Origin of the sequence: Deinococcus taeanensis, from assembly GCF_020229735.1 — a bacterium.
Taxonomy (GTDB): domain Bacteria; phylum Deinococcota; class Deinococci; order Deinococcales; family Deinococcaceae; genus Deinococcus; species Deinococcus taeanensis.
In genome coordinates, this window is record NZ_CP083455.1 from 84,661 (window position 1) to 101,310 (window position 16,650).

General features: G+C 70.1%; 17 protein-coding genes and 1 tRNA gene. 8 read left to right on the plus strand and 10 right to left on the minus strand.

Going from position 1 to position 16,650, the window contains the following annotated elements; translation table 11 throughout:
• Nucleotides 1-103 precede the first annotated feature (103 nt).
• The 3 genes from LAJ19_RS00420 to mqnE all read right to left on the minus strand — a co-directional run bounded on the left by LAJ19_RS00420 (nucleotide 104) and on the right by mqnE (nucleotide 2,505).
• The gene (locus LAJ19_RS00420; protein ID WP_225476380.1) at nucleotides 104-955 is read right to left on the minus strand and encodes a menaquinone biosynthetic enzyme MqnA/MqnD family protein; all 852 of its coding nucleotides are present in this window, start codon (nucleotides 953-955) and stop codon (nucleotides 104-106) included.
• A 65-nt stretch (nucleotides 956-1,020) separates the two neighbouring features.
• A complete protein-coding gene (locus tag LAJ19_RS00425) occupies nucleotides 1,021-1,356 on the minus strand; it encodes a nuclear transport factor 2 family protein (protein ID WP_225476381.1) in 336 nt (111 codons plus the stop codon).
• A 6-nt stretch (nucleotides 1,357-1,362) separates the two neighbouring features.
• Nucleotides 1,363-2,505 carry an aminofutalosine synthase MqnE gene (mqnE, locus tag LAJ19_RS00430; RefSeq protein ID WP_225476382.1) on the minus strand — a complete coding sequence of 381 codons (1,143 nt, stop codon included), beginning with the start codon at nucleotides 2,503-2,505 and terminating at the stop codon, nucleotides 1,363-1,365.
• Between the two features lie 123 nt (nucleotides 2,506-2,628).
• On the opposite strand from mqnE, the gene LAJ19_RS00435 reads away from it, so the two are divergent.
• The 3 genes from LAJ19_RS00435 to LAJ19_RS00445 are packed head-to-tail and all read left to right on the plus strand — an operon-like array spanning nucleotide 2,629 to nucleotide 5,062.
• On the plus strand, nucleotides 2,629-3,633 hold the full coding sequence (locus LAJ19_RS00435; RefSeq protein WP_225476383.1) for a GGDEF domain-containing protein: 1,005 nt from the start codon (nucleotides 2,629-2,631) through the stop codon (nucleotides 3,631-3,633).
• Nucleotides 3,634-3,674: 41 nt separating this feature from the next.
• Nucleotides 3,675-4,007 carry a DUF3006 domain-containing protein gene (locus tag LAJ19_RS00440; RefSeq protein WP_225476384.1) on the plus strand — a complete coding sequence of 111 codons (333 nt, stop codon included), beginning with the start codon at nucleotides 3,675-3,677 and terminating at the stop codon, nucleotides 4,005-4,007.
• The gene (locus LAJ19_RS00445; RefSeq protein ID WP_225476385.1) at nucleotides 4,004-5,062 is read left to right on the plus strand and encodes a ComEC/Rec2 family competence protein; all 1,059 of its coding nucleotides are present in this window, start codon (nucleotides 4,004-4,006) and stop codon (nucleotides 5,060-5,062) included. Before LAJ19_RS00440 ends, LAJ19_RS00445 begins: the two co-directional genes overlap by 4 nt.
• 63 nt (nucleotides 5,063-5,125) lie before the next feature.
• On the opposite strand, the gene LAJ19_RS00450 is transcribed toward LAJ19_RS00445, so the two are convergent.
• The 3 genes from LAJ19_RS00450 to LAJ19_RS00460 all read right to left on the minus strand — a co-directional run bounded on the left by LAJ19_RS00450 (nucleotide 5,126) and on the right by LAJ19_RS00460 (nucleotide 10,149).
• A complete protein-coding gene (locus tag LAJ19_RS00450; RefSeq protein WP_225476386.1) occupies nucleotides 5,126-6,943 on the minus strand; it encodes an ATP-binding cassette domain-containing protein in 1,818 nt (605 codons plus the stop codon).
• Nucleotides 6,940-8,742, minus strand: a complete 1,803-nt coding sequence (locus tag LAJ19_RS00455) for an ABC transporter ATP-binding protein (RefSeq protein WP_225476387.1) — start codon at nucleotides 8,740-8,742, stop codon at nucleotides 6,940-6,942. Before LAJ19_RS00455 ends, LAJ19_RS00450 begins: the two co-directional genes overlap by 4 nt.
• A 66-nt stretch (nucleotides 8,743-8,808) precedes the next feature.
• Nucleotides 8,809-10,149: a GH1 family beta-glucosidase gene (locus tag LAJ19_RS00460; protein ID WP_225476388.1), complete on the minus strand. Its 1,341-nt coding sequence runs from the start codon at nucleotides 10,147-10,149 to the stop codon at nucleotides 8,809-8,811.
• Nucleotides 10,150-10,219: 70 nt separating this feature from the next.
• On the opposite strand from LAJ19_RS00460, the gene hemC reads away from it, so the two are divergent.
• Nucleotides 10,220-11,149 carry a hydroxymethylbilane synthase gene (hemC, locus tag LAJ19_RS00465; protein WP_225476389.1) on the plus strand — a complete coding sequence of 310 codons (930 nt, stop codon included), beginning with the start codon at nucleotides 10,220-10,222 and terminating at the stop codon, nucleotides 11,147-11,149.
• A 72-nt stretch (nucleotides 11,150-11,221) separates the two neighbouring features.
• On the plus strand, nucleotides 11,222-12,193 hold the full coding sequence (locus LAJ19_RS00470; protein ID WP_225476390.1) for an asparaginase: 972 nt from the start codon (nucleotides 11,222-11,224) through the stop codon (nucleotides 12,191-12,193).
• Between the two features lie 84 nt (nucleotides 12,194-12,277).
• On the opposite strand, the gene LAJ19_RS00475 is transcribed toward LAJ19_RS00470, so the two are convergent.
• Genes LAJ19_RS00475 through nth form a run of 3 tightly spaced genes read right to left on the minus strand, consistent with a single transcriptional unit; the run spans nucleotide 12,278 to nucleotide 14,954 of the window.
• A complete protein-coding gene (locus tag LAJ19_RS00475) occupies nucleotides 12,278-13,000 on the minus strand; it encodes a zinc ribbon domain-containing protein (RefSeq protein ID WP_225476391.1) in 723 nt (240 codons plus the stop codon).
• A 35-nt stretch (nucleotides 13,001-13,035) separates the two neighbouring features.
• Nucleotides 13,036-14,283 (minus strand): MFS transporter, encoded by a 1,248-nt coding sequence (locus LAJ19_RS00480; protein ID WP_225476392.1) that lies wholly within the window; start codon nucleotides 14,281-14,283, stop codon nucleotides 13,036-13,038.
• Complete coding sequence (nth, locus tag LAJ19_RS00485) at nucleotides 14,280-14,954, minus strand: endonuclease III (protein ID WP_225476393.1); 675 nt, start codon at nucleotides 14,952-14,954, stop codon at nucleotides 14,280-14,282. The genes LAJ19_RS00480 and nth overlap by 4 nt, the downstream gene beginning before the upstream one ends.
• Here nth and LAJ19_RS00490 point away from each other — a divergent pair.
• From LAJ19_RS00490 to LAJ19_RS00500, 3 genes are all read left to right on the plus strand, one after another.
• The gene (locus LAJ19_RS00490; protein ID WP_225476394.1) at nucleotides 14,947-15,267 is read left to right on the plus strand and encodes a hypothetical protein; all 321 of its coding nucleotides are present in this window, start codon (nucleotides 14,947-14,949) and stop codon (nucleotides 15,265-15,267) included. The two genes, nth and LAJ19_RS00490, sit on opposite strands and share 8 nt — an antisense overlap.
• 75 nt (nucleotides 15,268-15,342) lie before the next feature.
• Nucleotides 15,343-15,418, plus strand: a tRNA-Trp gene (locus LAJ19_RS00495).
• Between the two features lie 157 nt (nucleotides 15,419-15,575).
• Nucleotides 15,576-16,220 carry a hypothetical protein gene (locus LAJ19_RS00500; protein WP_225476395.1) on the plus strand — a complete coding sequence of 215 codons (645 nt, stop codon included), beginning with the start codon at nucleotides 15,576-15,578 and terminating at the stop codon, nucleotides 16,218-16,220.
• Between the two features lie 58 nt (nucleotides 16,221-16,278).
• Here LAJ19_RS00500 and cutA read toward each other — a convergent pair whose 3' ends face one another.
• On the minus strand, nucleotides 16,279-16,599 hold the full coding sequence (gene cutA, locus LAJ19_RS00505) for a divalent-cation tolerance protein CutA (protein WP_225476396.1): 321 nt from the start codon (nucleotides 16,597-16,599) through the stop codon (nucleotides 16,279-16,281).
• Nucleotides 16,600-16,650: the final 51 nt, after the last annotated feature.

Consider the following 16,650-nt stretch of genomic DNA (forward strand, 5'->3'; position numbering starts at 1 on the left):
CACTTGCTGTAATTAATCAAGCGGGGAAGAGCGAGGCGATCACCCGGAGCAGCCCCAGCATCGGGTCCGGGCTGCCCGTGCCTGATCCGTTGACGCCCGGACCTCACCCGGGCCTGGGACCAAACGTCAGGGGCGCATGTCCAGGCACGGCTTTTGCGGCGAACTCGTGCAGACCCAGCCGGTCCGGTGCCTCAAGGTGGTACCGGAAGTTCCACAGGTAGTGCTGCACCACCCGCTCCGGCAGGCCCAGCTTCTGCGCGTGCCGCGCCGCGACCGCTGCCAGGTGCCCGAGCCCGTCACGGCGCGCTTCCCGCATGGCCTGCACCAATGCCGCCGGCGGCGGCGCGGCCTTGCGGTAGGCCCACACGGCAAACGTGAAGGGATGGCCAGTCAGGCGGAACCACTCCTCGGCAAGGTCCGTGACCGTGATGCCGCGCGCCGTGTGCGGCAGGCTGGTCATGGTCGTCTGCGGCGTCAGGGGACCAACCACGCCGTACCACTCGCGCAGCGCGCTGTCCCCGATGCGCAGCACTCCGTCGAACCCGCCGTCCTCGTGCGGGCGGGAAAGCAGCACCTGCGCTTCCCCCTCGGCCCGCTCCAGGGTGGGGGTCAGGCCCCGCTCGCGCAGCAGCACCTCCAGCAGCGCCACGCTCATCGCGGACTGGCTGGTCAGGGCCACGCGCCTCACCTGCTCCAGCGGACGCGTGTGAAACAGATTCACGGAGTACACGGGCCCCAGCACCGCCACACTGAAATCCGGCAGGGCTTCGAGCACGTCCGCGTGGCGGATGAACTCCACCGCGCTGATGTTCGCGATGTCCACCTGCCCGGACAGCAGCGCGGCGTTCATCTCGGTCGGCACACCCGTGATGGCCGTCACGCCGGGCGGCAGCACCAGGGAATCCAGAATCGGGGCGACATTCGTGAAGTGAATCCAACCGGCGCGGTACGTCATGCGGGCACAGCCTTTCGGAAGAAGGAGCTCAGGATTGAGGACTCACCCCTGCGGGTGGGGCGCGCTCACCCGACGACCTGCGCGCTGACCGCCTGCCACTGTCCGTCCCGGCAGGCGTACACGCGCAGTACGGACTGCACGCGCCGGGCACCGTCGTAGAGGCTCACGCGGGTGACGCCCGTGTGGCCATGCACGCGCGCGGCGTGCCGCTCGAACAGCAGGGTGGGGCTGGGGTCGCGGGGGAAGTGCGTCAGCAGCTGCGGGCGGGTCACGGCGGTGCCGTCGGGGAAGAACCCCAGCCAGTCGGGGGCCAGGACGCCGCCGAGCAGGTCGGGGTCGCCGCGGTGGTACGCGGCGTTCCATCGGTCGTCGACATGCAGCAGGGCGTCCAGGTCCGTCACGGGGCTTCAGTCGGCCGCTTCGGGCGTGGCGGGAAAGGTGGCGAGTTCGTGGTAGTACGCGTCGCGCAGCACCGGGAGCCGCCCGGCGTGCTGGATCATGCGGATCATGCCCTGCTCGCTGAGTTTCATGGGGCTGGTCGCGCCGGCGGCGTGCGCGATGTGCTCCTCCTGGATGGTGCCGTCAATGTCGGACACGCCCCAGTCGAGGCTCACCTGCGTGAGTTCCGAGCCGATCATCACCCAGTACCCCTTGATGTGCGGGAAGTTATCAAGGTAGATGCGGGCCACGGCGAGGTTGCGCAGGTCGTCCAGGCCGGTCGTGTACTCGGTCTTTCCGAGGTTCTGCGCGAGGGTGTTGCCCAGCGGCTGGAACGCCAGCGGAATGAACGCGTGGAAGCCGCCGCCGAAACGGGCCAGTGAGTCGTCCTGCACGACACGCAGGCGGTGCATGTGATCCAGGCGTTCTTCCAGGGTTTCGATGTGCCCGTACAGCATGGTGGCGTTCGTGCGCATGCCCAGCGAGTGCGCCTCGCTGTGAATCTGCAGCCACTTCTCGGCCTTGACCTTGTTCTTCGCCACCTGACGGCGCACGCGGTCAGCGAAGATCTCCGCGCCGCCGCCCGGCATGGCGCTCAGGCCCGCGGCCTGCAGGTCCTGCAGGACCTCCAGGGTGGGTTTCTTGCTGATCCGGCTGAGGTGCTCGATCTCCGCGGCGGTGAACGCCTTGACCTGCAGGTCCGGGTACGCTTCACGCAGGGCGCGGACCATGGCGGGGTAGTACGCCCACGGGTGGTTCGGGTGGTGGCCGCTGCTCATGTGCAGTTCGGTGATGCCCGGCAGGTACCGGCGGCCCACCTGCGCGACCACCTCCTCGGGGCTGTAATCCCAGGCGCGCGCCTCGGTCTTGTGCGCGGCGAAAGCGCAGAAGGTGCAGCCCACGTAGCAGATGTTCGTGAACTCCAGGCGCATGGAGTGCACGAAGTACACCTTGTCGCCGTGCAGCGCGGTCTTGCGCAGGTTCGCCAGGCGCATCAGGCCGTTCAGGTCGCGGGTTCTGAACAGCTGCATGCCTTCTTCGAACGTGAGGCGCTGCCCGGCCTCGACCTTCTGGGCGATGGGCGCAAGCGCCGGGTCCGAGAGCCATTTCATACGTGCAGGATACGCCCGCACCCTGCACGGGAATGTCCCTCTGCCGGAATTGCCTGACTGCCTGTGCCCCCGGTGGAGGGGGCGGCCGGGCGGCGCCGGCGGGTGTGACACAATCTGGTCAGGGTGACCTTTTCCACCACCGATGCGCAGCGGCAGATTGCCCGCTACCGTTCCCTCGTTCAGGTGACGGCCGCGCTCGCCCGTCATGTGCGGACCGAGGAGCTTCTGCGCACCATGCATGTGCAGGTGCAGGCGCTGTTCGCCTCGCCGGTCACGCTGCTCGCGCGCCTGACGCCCGGCGGCGGCTGGACCTGCCAGACGCTGGAAAGTCACCACGCCTTCGAGCAGTGGCTGGGCCCCCGGGAGGACGGTCTGCTGGAGCGCGTGCTGGCCGGGCGGCTGCGGCTCGAGAACAACCTGCCCGAGTACCTGGCGCGCGAGCGGCTCACGGTGGTGCGCGTGCACTACCGCGCGGACCTGCCGCATACCCTCTCGTGGATGGGCGTGCCGCTGCACGTGTCGGGCGAGGTGGCGGGCGTGCTGTCCGTGCAGAGTTACGAACTGAACGCCTTCACGCCCGAGGACCTGGAGTTCCTGGACCTGCTGGCGGTGCACCTGGGCATCGCGCTGGAGAACGCGGCGCTGCACGAGCGGCTGGCACTGGAGGCCAGCACCGACCCGCTGACGGGCCTCCTGAACCGCCGGCAGTTCACGCTGCGCGCTGAGGCGGCGCTGCGCGCGCCGGGCCCGCAGGCACTGGCGGTGCTGGACGTGCAGGATTTCAAGGCCATCAACGACGAGTGGGGGCACGGCGTGGGCGACGCGGTGCTGCGCGGCGTGGCGGACGTGCTGCTGGACCTGACTGCCACCCGCGGCGAGGCGTTCCGGCTGGGCGGCGACGAGTTTGCGCTGCTGCTGCCCGGCCCGCTGGCGGAGGCCACGGCGCGCGTGCGGGATGCGCTGGCGGGCGTGGCGGGGCGGGTATGGCCGGTGGCGCCGTTCCTGAACGTGGGTCTGGCGGCTGCGGACCGCGGGGAAGCCCTGAGCGAGTGGGTGCGCCGGGCCGACTCGCGGATGTACGCCGCAAAACGCCGCCGCCTGCACCTGCTTGAAGGTGAGGAAACGTGAGTGGCCGCGCGTTCAGGGGCGCGGTGCGGTACGCTAAGGACATGAGCGAAGAGCAGCTTCGTGCTGGAACAGAACCCCGCCCGGCTGCGGAACACTGGACGGTGGACGCCCTGGAGGACACCCCACACGGCCCCGTCGCCCGGCTGGAACGCCCGGACGGCCGCACCCTCACCCGTCCCCTGCGCGACCTGCCCGCAGGCACCCGCGAAGGCGACCTGCTCGCCGTGGACGACGGCCCCGACGGCTTGACCCTGCGCTCCCTTCCCCGCGAGAGCGCCGAACGCCGTGCCCAGGCGCAGGCGCAACTCGACGCCCTCAACGCCCACGGCCGGGAGCGGCTGCTCACCCAGCCTGAGGGGGAGATCGACCTATGAGCGGCCCGAAACGCAAAGCCACTCCCAAGCCCGCCGCAAAGAAAGCACCGGCCCGGAAAACCCCCCCGAACGCCGGCGCGAAGGCCAGCCGCGGCAGCGCCGAGTCCGGGCCCCGCGTGAAAAGTGCGGCTCGGCCCGGACCGAAACGGCCCGCGCCGCGGCGCGGGCCCACCCCCTCGGACCTGCTGGGCGTGCTGGTCCTGATCGGAACGGCCAGTCTCGCCGCGTGCGGCTGGATGCGGCAGGGGGGCAGCGACAGCGGCAGCGCGACCAGCACGAAACCCGCCGCGCCCGGGGGGGAGGTCGTGATCCGCTTCCTGGACGTCGGGCAGGGCGACTCGGTCCTGATCCAGAGCCCCGAAGGAAAAACGGCCCTGATCGACGGGGGCCGCAGCACGGAACGCATGCGCGACCATATTGCCGAGCTGGGCCTCGAGAAGCTCGACCTGATGATCGCCTCGCACGCCGACGCCGACCACATCGCCGGTCTCGTGCCCGCCGCCGCCCTGAAACCCCGGGTGTTCGTGAACAACGGCCTGGGCGGCACCACGCAAACCTGGGAGCGCCTGGTCAAGGCCCTGCAGGATGTGGACGCCACCTTCACCAAGGCCAGCAACCAGACCGTGAACCTGGGCAGCGTGAAACTGCGCCTGATTGCCCCCCCGCCCGGCATGGGTGACGATCAGAACGAGAACAGCGTGGGGGTGGCCCTGCAGTTCGGGGAGTTCCGCGCGCTGATGACCGGCGACAGCGAAACCCCGGAAACCGAAGGGTGGCTCGCGCAGGACCGGGACGACCTGCGCGGCCCGTTCCAGGTGTACAAAAGCATTCACCATGGCGCCGCCAATGGGGACAGCGCCGCGTGGCTCGCGAACGTCCGCCCGCAGAACGTGGTGATCAGCGTCGGCACCCCCAATTCCTACGGGCACCCGACAAGCAAGGCGCTGAACCTGTACAAGCAGGCCGCGGCGCGTGTCTACCGCACTGACCGCCAGGGGACCATTACTTTCCGCGGCCAGGCCGACGGCACGTACACCGCCGACACGGAACGCTGAGCCGCAGCCCAGTGTGAACGCGGGGCGGTCAGGCCTGGCCTGACTGCCCCGTACGCACCCGGCCTACGCGAGGGCCCCGGCGTCCTCCTCGGCCCACAGGGCCCTCATCTCCTCGTGGCGTTCCAGCAGTTCCGGCAGGGTTCCGCCGTCCACGATGCGCCCCGCCTGCATCAGCACAATCCGGTCGGCCCGCAGCAGCGCCGCGCGGCGGTGACTGACGACCAGGCACGTGGCGTCCGTCTGCGCCAGGCCCCGCCACAGCTGCGCCTCGGTGCGGGCGTCGAGCGCGCTCGACACGTCATCAAACACCAGCAGGTCGGCCGGCCGGGCGAGCATGCGTGCCACGGCCGCCCGCTGGATCTGCCCGCCGCTGAGTTTCACCCCGCGCGCCCCCACCGGCGTGTCCAGCCCGCCCGGGAGGGCCTGCAGGTCAGGTTCCAGCACGGCCAGCTGCACGGCCCGGTTCAGGTGCGCTTCTGTCTGGCCGCTGGTGATGTTCTCCCGCAGCGTGTCACTGAACAGGTTCGGCAACTGCGCCGTATAGGCCGTGCGGGGCGGCACCAGGAACGTGGCGGGGTCCTCCAGCCGTTCGCCGTTCCAGCAGACGCAGCCTGACTGCGAGGGAATCAGGCCCAGCACGGCGCGCAGCAGGGTACTTTTCCCGCTGCCGATCCGGCCGGTGATCACCACGAACTCACCGCGGCGCACGTGGAAACTGGCGTCATGAACACCCAGTCCACCCGGGTGCAGCGCCGTGAGGCCCTCCACGCGCAGTTCCTGCAGGGGGACGGCCGCCGGTGCCGCCGGGGCAGGTGGCGGGTCGGCCTGCAGGTGCACGTCGTGGTGCGCCACGATGGTGGTGTCCGGCGCGTCCTGCAGCAGGCGGGTCATGCGGTCGTAACTCACGCCGGTGCGGCGGTGCCGGGCGATGGCGTCCCCGAAGAAGCCCATGCTGCCGGTCAGGCGCGGCAGCAGCCCGATGAACAGCACGAAGTCGCCGACGTCCAGGGTGCCGCCCCGGACCTTGCTGGCGCCCAGCAGCAGCACCAGACCCACGGCGAGGTTCACCATGTTGGTGTTCACCCCGCGAATCAGTTCCGTGAGCAGCACGTCACGCAGCGCCGCGTGCCGGCGCGTTTCGCCCAGGGCCCGCAGGTGCGCGACCATGCTGGGTTCCTGCGCGGCCAGTTTCACGGCGCTGACCGCCCCGAAGGTCTCGCCGATAAAGTCCGTGACGCGCGCCGTGGCCTCCCGCATGCGGCGGCGGTAGGTGCGGATGGTGGGGGACAGGCGCTGCACGAACACCACCATCAGCAGCAGCGGCGCGCACACCAGCGCCGTGATCAGCGGGTCCACGCGGGCCATCAGGGTGATCGCCACCAGGGAGTACAGCACGAAGCCTGCGCCGTCCACCCACACCTCGGTGTAGCCGGCGACGTCCTCCACATCGTCCCGGAAGCGGCTGACCGCTTCGGCGGGCGTGTCGGGCAGGCGGCGGGACCGCCGCGCGGTGAGCAGGTAGCCCAGCAGGTTGCGGCGCACCAGGGCGTCCAGGGTGTACCACAGTTCAATCCAGGCGCGGAACGCGCCGTAGAAGATCCCGAAGCGGCTCAGGCGCACGAACGCGAACCACGCCACGGACACCCACGCTGCGGCCAGGGCTGGGTTTACGGGCGCCCCGCCGGTTCTGAAAGTATCGGCCTGTTCCAGCGCCCGGAAGACGCCGCTGATCGCCAGGGTCAGCAGGGCCGGACTGGCGTGCACCATGCTCCACATCAGCAGGTTGAACGCGAACAGGCCGGGCCTGTACCGGAACAGCTCCCGGGAAAGCGCGAAGGTGCGTTCCTTCACGGGGGTCTGGGGGAGGGGAGAGGTGGTCATGCAAGCACTCCTTCACTTTCAGTGAGCTGCCCGGCGCGCAGCAGCGCCGCGTAGTGACTGCGCGGATCGCGCGCGAGGTCTTCACGGCGCCCGTTCTCGAGCACCTCGCCGTCGCCGAGGACCAGAATGCGGTCGGCGCGCGCCACGGTGTCCAGACGGTGCGCGATGATGATCGCCGTGCGCCCGGAGAGCAGCCGGGTCATGGCGGCAGTCAGCAGGGCCTCCGTGGCGGGGTCCAGGCGGCTGCTCGGCTCGTCCAGGATGATCAGGCTGGGGTCGCGCAGCATCACGCGTGCGAACGCCAGCAGCTGCGCCTCCCCGGCCGACAGGCTCCCGGTGGGCAGCGGCGTGCGGACCCCCTCAGGCAGCCGTTCAAGCCAGGGGCCCAGCCCCACCTCGCGCAGCGCGGCTTCCACCTGCGCGTCCGTGACGCGCGGATCGAAGAAGCTCAGGTTGTCGCGCACGCTCGCCTGGAACAGCTGGACGTCCTGCGTCACGACCGCCACCCGCTGGCGCAGGACGTGCAGCGGTGCGTCCTGCACGTTCACGCCCCCCAGCGTGATGGCGCCGCCCGTCGCGTCGTACAGCCGGGAGATCAGGCGCGTCAGGGTGGTCTTGCCGCTGCCGGTGCGGCCCAGCAGGCCCACGGTCTGCCCGGCCGGCAGGTCGAAGCTCACGCCACGCAGCACGCCGCGCGCCTGCTCGACCTCGGGCACGTACGTAAAACTCACGTTCTGGAAGGCCAGCGCCAGCGGGCCTGCCGGGAGAGGCGTGCGGCCGTCCAGCACGGCGCTGCGCAGCGCCAGCAGTTCCGACACGCGGCCCAGGCTCGCGCCGGCCTTCTGCAGGTCCTGCAGCTGCTGCGTGAGCTGATCAATGGGTTCTTCCACCAGCGTCATGTACTGGTACATCAGAAACGCGGTGCCCAGCGTGACCGCACCGGCCGCGTACAGACCCACCGCGGCGCTCAGCACGCCCACGTACCCGATGGCGAACAGCAGCATGCTCAGCTGCCACACCACGCTCCGGCGCCGCCACGACGCGATGGAACGCGTGAAGAACGTGCGCTGCACCTGCAGGAAGCGCCCCAGGTGGTGTCCGCCCGCGCCCAGGCTGCGAATGTCATCCAGACCCGCGAGACGCTCCTCGACGAAGCCAAACAGTTTTGCACTCGCCTCACGTTCCAGGCGGGTGGGCTCCACGCCCAGTTTGCGCACGCGGTTCATGGCCCCCAGCGTGATCAGCGTGAACACCGTGACGCCCAGCCCGATGCGCCAATCCTCCCGGAAGAACATGATCAGCGCGCCGGTCAGCAGCAGCGCGGCCCCAAAGACCCGCACCGCGAACTGCGAGAAGAAATTGCTCAGGGCCGTCACGTCGCCGTCAATGCGCTCAATCATCTCGCCGGGCGTGCGCTCCTTGTGCTCGCGCATATCCAGGGACAGCAGGTGCGCCATCAGGTCGGCGCGCAGGCGGTTCGTGGCCGTCCAGCCGACCCGGGCGCCCACGTACGTCGCTCCGGCCGTCATCAGCTGTACGCCCACGGCCAGCGCGATGTACGTGCCGGCCAGACGGGCCAGCAGACCCACGTCCGCCCCGGCACCCAGCTTGGCGTTGTCCACGAACCGGCGCAGCAGCTGCGGCAGCAGCAGGTTCAGTCCCGTGCCGGACAGCAGCAGCGCCGCGAGACCCGTTACCTGCCATTTCAGCGGCCCCAGGTACGTGCCCAGCACGCCCAGCGCGCTGCGGGACCGTTCAGGCGGCGGGACGGGCGGCTCGGCAGGAGCGGAGGACGTCATCCCCCCAGGCTAGGGAACGGTCCGTGAAGTTGCATCCGCCGAGTGGCGCATGGCCCGGGCGGCGCCTTAATGGGCCGCGCGCAGCCACGCCTGCCACCAGCGGTAACTGTCCTTGGGTGTGCGCTCCTGCGTGGCGAAATCCACGTGCACCAGCCCCGAGCGCACGCTGTACCCCTGCGCCCAGGCGAAGTGATCGAGGAGCCCCTCCACAAACCACGCACCCACTGGCGCGCCCTGCCAGACCGCTTCCAGCGTGGCCTCCAGGTGCCCTTCCAGAAAGCGGATGCGGCCCGCGTCCCGCACCCGGCCGTCCGGTCCTGGGACGTCCGGCTGCGCAGAACCGGGCAGGGTAACGGCCAGCGGCGGGCAGCTCTCCCCGTACCGGGCACTCAGGCCGGTCAGCAGCGCTGTGAGCCCTTCAGGGACCACGGCCGCGCCGCCGGTCGTCCGCTCCCGGCCGGGCACAGGTCCCACCTCCACGCCAAAGGGCTGGCCCGGCGCGGCCCGCACCCACGCCGGCTGTTCGTACGTGACGCCCAGGACCTCCAGGGGCGCGGCCATCACGCCCAGGTCTCCGGGCCGCACGGCCTCCAGCAGCGCCGGCGCCCGCTCAGCCAGCAGATCCAGCGCCGCCGCCGGGTACGTGCCGCGCAGCAGCGGGTCCGTGAACAGGTGGTTGCGCAGCGCGTCCCAGCGGGCGGCCGCCTGGACGTCTGCCTCGCGGTCGCTGGCAGGCCAGGCCGGCGCGAACCCGTTCACGATCCCCACCTGCCGCGCGCCCGCTTCCCGCAGCGCCCGCGCAGCCAGTCCGTGCCCCAGCAGCTGATGGTGCGCGGCCGGGAAGGCCCCCAGACCCAGCGAGCGTCCCGGTGCATGCGTGCCCAGCCCATACCCGCGCAGCATGACCTCGCCGGGCTCACTCAGGGTCATGAACGCCGCCGCGCGGTCCGCCAGACGTTCCCCGACCACAAACGCGTACTCCTCGAACCGGAACGCGGTGTCACGGTTCAGCCAGCCGCCCGCGTCTTCCAGCGCCTGCGGCAGATCCCAGTGGTGAAGCGTCACCCACGGCTGCACGCCCGAGTCCAGCAACTCGTCCAGCAGCCGGTCGTAGAAGGCAAGGCCCGGCACGTTCACCCGGCCGCGCCCCTGCGGCTGCACCCGCGGCCACGCCACACTCAGACGGTAGGCGTCCACGCCCAGCTCCCGCAGCAGCGTCACGTCCAGTGCGGCGCGGTGGTAGTGATCGCAGGCCACGTCACCCGTACTGCCGTCCGCAGTGCGCCCGGGCGTGTGCGTGAACGTATCCCAGACACTGACGCCGCGCCCACCCTCCAGCACCGCCCCCTCTACCTGATACGCGGCGCTCGCCGCGCCCCACACGAAGCCGTTCGGAAAGCCTGACATCGGCCTATTGTGCGCCGCCCGGACGCGGCACGAGGCAGCGTGCCCCCGGACCGCGTATAATGCGCGGGTTATGCGGATGGTGACGGTAGGAACGCGCGGCAGTACGCTCGCGCTCGCACAGACCCAGTGGGTAGTGGCCCGCCTGAAGGAAGAATGGCCGGACACAGACTTCCGCATTCAGACCATCAGCACCAAGGGTGACCGCAACCGCGGCAGTCTGGAAGCCATGGCGCAGCAGGGCGATAAGGGCTTCTGGGTCAAGGAGATCGAGGACGCCCTGCTGCAGAAGCGGATCGACATCGCTGTCCACTCCCTCAAGGACCTCCCCACCGAGCAGCCCGAAGGCCTGGAAGTCAGCTCCATTCCCCGCCGCGTGGACGCCCGGGACGTACTGATCGGCAAAGAAGGAATGAAACGTCTCGCCGAGCTTCCGCAGGGCGCCCGGATCGGCACCAGCAGCGTGCGCCGCAAGGCCTTCCTGCGCTCCTTCCGCCCGGACCTGCAGGTCGTCGACCTGCGCGGCAACATCGACACGCGTCTCGCCGCGCTGGCCGGCCACGAGTACGACGCGATCATCCTCGCGGCCGCCGGACTGATCCGCACCGAGATGCGCCACCGCATCGACGAGTTTGTGGAGCCCGACATCCTGCTGCCCGCGCCGGGCCAGGGCGCCCTGGCCCTCGAAACCCGCGCGGACGACGACCTGACCATCGAGGTGGCCTACGCCATTCACGACCACACCACCGACGACCGCATCACCGCCGAACGCGAGTTCCTGGCCGGCCTGGGCGCCGGCTGCATGGCGCCGGTAGGAGCGCACGCCAGCGTCAAGGGCGGCATCCTCACCCTGGAAGGGTGGGTGGGCGCCCTGGACGGCACGCAGGTCATCCGCGCCACCACGCAGGGCGACCCCAGCGAATGCGCCGAACTGGGCGCCGAACTGGCCACCGACATGCTCGAACGGGGCGCGCAGGCCCTGATCGAAGCGGCCCGCAGCTGAACAGGCCCTAAGCCGCGTTCCCTGCGCCCCCGCCGGCCACCCGTCCGGCGGGGGCGCGTTAGCATACCCGTCATGCCCAGCGTTCCCTCCCCCCGCCTCGCGGTGATTCACACGGGCGGCACCATCGCCAGCCGCCCCAGCCCCGACGGGCGCGGCCTGACCCCACAGGCGCCGCCCAGCCTGCCCGGCCTGGAACAGGTGGGGCTCACCGAAACGCAGCCCTTCAGTCTGCCCAGCCCTCACATGACGCCCGCGCACATGGGCGAGCTCGCCGCCCTGATCCGCACCCTCGCCCCCACCCACGACGGGGTGGTCGTGACGCACGGCACCGACACCCTGGAGGAAACGGCGTTCGCGCTGCACCTGCTGCTCGACGTGCCCATCCCGGTGGTCCTGACCGGCAGCATGCGCCACGCCGAGGAAATCAGCTGGGACGGCCCCGCCAACCTCCTCGACGCCGCGCACGTGGCCCTGCACCCCCCCAGCCGCGGCCGCGGCCCGCTCGTCGTGATCGGAGGGGACATCTTCGACGCGCGCACCGTCACGAAAACCCACACGACCGCCGTGGACGCCTTCGGCGGGTACCCCGGCCCGATCGGCCGCATTGACCGCGAGGGTCACGTGCCCCGCGTGCACTACTTCGCGATGCCTGAACCGCGCGCCACGTACCACCCCGCGCATCTGGAGGCCCGCGTCGAAATCCTGTACGCCTACGCCGGCTGGCAGGGCGAAGGGTACGCCGAGGCCGCCGAGCGTGCCGACGGACTCGTCATCGCCGCGCTCGGCACCGGGAATCTGCCCGCGCAACTGCTGCCGCTGATACAGAACACCGGCAAGCCCGTGGTGATCGCCACGCGCACCCACGCCGGCCCGGTCCTCCCGGTGTACGGGTACGCCGGGGGCGGCGCCACCCTGGTCGCCGCCGGCGCCATCCCCGCCAGTTTCCTGAACGCCCACAAGGCCCGGCTGCTGCTGCTGATCCTGCTCGGGCAGGGACTTGGCCGCGAGCAGATCCGCGCCGTCTTCGACCGCGACGAGTTCTGAACAGCGGAGCCTCGGCTGCCCCGGTCAGGCTGACAGGAAACGGCCCCCTGGACGCTCCAGGGGGCCGTCTCCTGTCAGGCGCGTTTAGGCGAGGTCCATGCGGATCAGGAACCGGCCGCAGCTGGGGCACTTCACCGGCGGCAGTTTGCCCTGCGCCGCCTTCTGCTGCACGTTCACCGGCAGGTTCACGTTGCAGCCGCTGCAGCGCCCGGCCTTGATCTCCACCACACCCAGGCCCTTTTTGGCGCGGCGGATCATGTCGTACTCGCGCATGGTGCGCTGGTCGAGCTCGCCGGCCAGCTGCGCACGTTCCTGCCGGTCCGCCTCACCCTGGTCCCGCAGACCCTGCACGCGCACCTCGTCCTGCTCTTCCAGACTGTTCAGGCTGGGCCGCAGCGCGCGGTGCTGGGCGCGCAGGTCCGCGGCGGTCTGAGTGAGCGCCTGCTGCTGTTCGCGCAGCGGCAGCAGGTCCTCTTCCATCTCATCGGCACGTTCGCTGAGCATCTGGATGCGGCTGCCGTACTGTGACTGCGCGCGGGCGTCGAAGGCGTTCTTCTCCTGCTCGTCCTGCGCGCGCGTGACCTGTTCACGCACGCTGCTCAGGTCGAGTTCCACCCGGCGAATCTGCTTCTCCACGCCTTCGAGGCTGATCTCGGCGTCTTCCAGGGCGTTGTTCAGGCGTTCCTGCTCGGCGCGCGCGGCGCGCAGCTCCTCGGAAATGTTGCTTTCCTCGTCGCGCAGTCGGTCGAGGTTCAGGTCAAGGTCCTGAACGCGGTGCAGGCGGCGAAGGGGGGACGTGTCGCTCATCACTGGCAGTCTACCCCCGTTCATGAGTTCACGGGTCAAGTGCCCGCCCCGGACGCACTTGTGGCGGCGTTCATCCGGGCCCGGCGGTACAGCCCCAGATAGATCGCCACGACACTCCCGGCGTACATCAGCAGCGTCCACGCGAACAGCGCGGTAAACGCCGTGCTGAACGGAAATGCCCCCCGGACCACGCCCGAAAGTACGCTGCTGACCGCCCAGCCCAGGTCCCAGGCGATCATGTTCACCGCCGAGTACATCGGGCGGTCCTCCTCGGGCAGGGCGGTCATGGCGTACGCGCTGTACACGGGACCAGCGGCGTTCATCAGGGCGCCCCTCGTGAAGAGCGCCGCCGTGACCAGCCACAGGTGCGGCGCGAACCCCAGCAGCGCCAGGAACGGCAGGCTGCTGGCCTGCACGAACAGCACCGCCTGCAACTGCCCCATGCGCCGCACCAGCAGCGGCTGCAGCAGCGCCGTGGCGGCCGTCGCCAGGCTCGTCCAAGCGAACAGCGTGCCCAGCCCCGCGTAACTGATGCCGAACTTCCCCTCAATAAACACGTTCAGGAACGGAATGGTCGCCCCGGCCCCCAGCCCCACCAGCACGTTCGGCAGCACCAGCCGCGCCATGGTCGCCCGGTCCCGCACGTGAAAACTGCGGCCCTCACGGCGGGTCTTTTCAGTGGGGCGCAGCGCCAGGACCGGCACAAGCCCCAGCAGTTGCAGGCCCGAAGCGACCAGCAGCGCCGAACGCAGGGCGCCCAGACTCCCGGCGCCCGTGCCGGTCCAGGCGGCGTACAGGGTCGGGACCTGCCCACCCATCAGGTTCCCCAGGAACCCGGCGCCGGTCATCAGGGCATTCTGCACGCTGAACAGCGTGACGCGGCTGCGCTCATCGCTGTTGTTCGCCATGAACGGTGAGGCCGATACCATACTCAGCGCCGACCCGGCCCCCTGCACGACCGCGCCCAGCACCACCAGCGCCGGGCCACCCGCCGCCACGAGCAGCAGCATGCCCAGCAGGTTCAGGGCGGCGCCGACCTTCAGGGCGTGGGCATTACTGATCCGCCGCGCCACCGCCACCGCCGGCAGGCTCAGGGCCGCCAGCGTAATGGCCGGCACGGCGTTCATGACCCCCTGCCACTCGGCGCCCAGCCCCAGCGCCCGCAGGTAGAAGTTCAGGAACAGGCTCGTGAACGCCTGCGACAGCCCGAACGTGAACACCGACCCCAGAAACAGCCAGACCTGCGCGGAAAAGCGCCACGTCTGCCCGCGTACACGCGTCACTCCACACCCACTTTCGGGCAGAACGGCGCCATCAGGCACACCCCGCACGCCGGGCGGCGCGCCACGCACACCCGCCGCCCGTGCAGGATCAGCGCGTGGTGCAGGAACACCCACCGTTCCTTCGGGAACAGGCGCTGCAGATCGGCCTCCACCTTGTCGGGATTCGTCTGCACGCTCAGGCCCAGCCGGCGCGACAGGCGCCCCACATGTGTATCGACTGCAATGGCCGGGTAGCCGAAAGCGTTGCTCAGGACCACGTTCGTGGTCTTGCGGCCCGCGCCGGGCAGCGCCACCACCGCGTCGAAATCGTTGGGCACCTCCCCGCCATGCCGTTCCACCAGCAGCCGCGCCAGCGCCGCGAGGTTGCGGGCCTTGCCGCGGTACAGGCCGATCCGCCGGATGAACGGCTCCAGGTCCTCCGGCGCGGCGCGGCTCATGGCCTGCGCGTCCGGGTACACCTCAAAGAGGGCGGGTGTGGCGGCATTCACGCTGACGTCCGTCGCCTGCGCGCTCAGCACCGTGGCCACCAGCAGCTCGAAGGGCGTGCGGAACGCCAGTTCCGTCCGCGCGTCCGGATACAGCGTCTCCAGCGCGCCCAGCACCTGCCCGGCGCGCACCCGCGCTCCTGCTGGCAGGCGCCGCGCCTGCCCTGTCCTGCCCCTGATGGTCACTCTGCCCACGCTACACCCCTCTCACCCCCGGCGTCCGCTCCGCGGGGACAAAACTGACCAGCGCACCCCCACGCCCGCCATGTCAGGGCGGCATGAGAGTGATTGCAATCGTGCTGGGGGGCTGGCCACCCTGGGTCTCCTGCTGGGGTTCCTGCCGCTGCTGGGCTGGCTGAACTGGCTGGTGGTGCTGCCGCCCGCCGTGCTGGGCCTGATCCTGGCCGTCCCCGCGCGCGACCGCGGGGCCACCACGCTGAATGTCGTGGTGCTCGCGCTCGGTGCACTGCGGCTGTTCCTGGGCGGTGGCCTGCTCTGAGGCCAGCCGGCACCCTTGCGCGGCGCGCAGCACGTCTGCTACTCTGCAACGGCCCGCGCGACAGCGCGCGAGAACGGGTCCTTAGCTCAGTTGGTAGAGCGGCGGTCTCCAAAACCGTAGGTCGTAGGTTCAAGTCCTTCAGGGCCCGCCACACTGCACCCCCACCACAAGTGGGGGTGCGTTTCTGTGGTGCCTGCCCTTTCGTCCTGACCTGACACGCAGTAACAATAAAGGCCAGGTGTGCAGTGAACCCAGCCGGTCGCCGGCAGGCCCCACGCGACTCACGTGGCCCACCCCAAGGAGCCTCCATGAAGAACCTGTTCCTGCTGCTGACCCTCATGACCGTCGGTGCCGCGCTGTCCAGCTGCGGCAAGGTCATTGGGGCCGTCATTCCTGCGCAGTCCATCGGTGACCCGATCGGCCTGAACGGCAAGACCCTGACCACCAGTACGCCGCTGCAACCCGCCGCTGTGCAGGGCCACCTCAGCTACAGCACGAACGGCGCCCGCTTCCAGGACCTCGTTTTCGACCGCAGCAAGATTCCGCTGGGCATCATGCCGCACGCCGTGGAGTTCCGCACCAGATTCAGCACCGTCACCCTGGGCGGCGTGTGCCAGGCGCAGCTCAGTCACCCCACCGCGACAGTCACGCTGAGCACCCTGCGCGTGACTGTCAGTGACGCCGCGCGCACCGCCACGTTCAGTGCCAGCCCCGCCGCGACGCTGACCCTCACCTGGAATGCCGCCCAGGGTACGTACGTTGCCTCCAGCGACGTGGTGAGCATCAAGGCCGACGCCAGCACCACGGACGCCTTCACGACCGTCCTCACCACTGGTGAGGCCAACGAGGCCAGCATCACCGCGCTGATCCGTGTGGATCAGGACAGTCTCGCCGGTTGCACGCTGGCCTTCACCGTGAAAGACCCCGAGGTGATTCTCTCCAAGTTCTCCTGAGATTCACCCTGAGCCGGGCAGCGCCCCCGACGGTTGGCGGGGGCGCTGCCCGCGGGCGCTACTTCCGGTCAGGCTGCAGCGCGTCACGCAGCCACGCCTGAAACTCCGGCAGGGCCCGGTCGTACTGCAGCGCGATAATCTCCGGCACCTCGTAGGGATGCACCGCCTTGATGCGGGCCTCCAGGTCGGGGTACTGCTCACCGCTCGTCTTGATCAGCAGCAGGCTCTCAGGGTCCTCGGCCACCTCGCCCTGCCAGCGGTACACGCTCTGCACGCCCGGCACGATATTCACGCAGCCGGCCAGATGTTCAGCAACCAGGGTGCGGGCCAGGTCCAGCGCCCGCTCGGGGGGAAGGGTGACCATGACGACCAGTGACATAGGTACGTCGCAGCATACTCCCTGAGGGCCTGCCGTGCGCCCGGCACGTAA

Bases quoted from the DNA above. Each gene is read 5' to 3' on its own strand.
- LAJ19_RS00450 (WP_225476386.1), bottom strand. From the start codon at position 6,943: ATGACCACCTCTCCCCTCCCCCAGACCCCCGTGAAGGAACGCACCTTC.
- hemC (WP_225476389.1), top strand. From the start codon at position 10,220: ATGCGGATGGTGACGGTAGGAACGCGCGGCAGTACGCTCGCGCTCGCA.
- LAJ19_RS00500 (WP_225476395.1), top strand. From the start codon at position 15,576: ATGAAGAACCTGTTCCTGCTGCTGACCCTCATGACCGTCGGTGCCGCG.
- LAJ19_RS00470 (WP_225476390.1), top strand. From the start codon at position 11,222: ATGCCCAGCGTTCCCTCCCCCCGCCTCGCGGTGATTCACACGGGCGGC.
- LAJ19_RS00445 (WP_225476385.1), top strand. From the start codon at position 4,004: ATGAGCGGCCCGAAACGCAAAGCCACTCCCAAGCCCGCCGCAAAGAAA.
- cutA (WP_225476396.1), bottom strand. From the start codon at position 16,599: ATGTCACTGGTCGTCATGGTCACCCTTCCCCCCGAGCGGGCGCTGGAC.
- LAJ19_RS00420 (WP_225476380.1), bottom strand. From the start codon at position 955: ATGACGTACCGCGCCGGTTGGATTCACTTCACGAATGTCGCCCCGATT.
- LAJ19_RS00490 (WP_225476394.1), top strand. From the start codon at position 14,947: ATGGTCACTCTGCCCACGCTACACCCCTCTCACCCCCGGCGTCCGCTC.
- LAJ19_RS00455 (WP_225476387.1), bottom strand. From the start codon at position 8,742: ATGACGTCCTCCGCTCCTGCCGAGCCGCCCGTCCCGCCGCCTGAACGG.
- LAJ19_RS00475 (WP_225476391.1), bottom strand. From the start codon at position 13,000: ATGAGCGACACGTCCCCCCTTCGCCGCCTGCACCGCGTTCAGGACCTT.
- LAJ19_RS00460 (WP_225476388.1), bottom strand. From the start codon at position 10,149: ATGTCAGGCTTTCCGAACGGCTTCGTGTGGGGCGCGGCGAGCGCCGCG.
- mqnE (WP_225476382.1), bottom strand. From the start codon at position 2,505: ATGAAATGGCTCTCGGACCCGGCGCTTGCGCCCATCGCCCAGAAGGTC.
- LAJ19_RS00440 (WP_225476384.1), top strand. From the start codon at position 3,675: ATGAGCGAAGAGCAGCTTCGTGCTGGAACAGAACCCCGCCCGGCTGCG.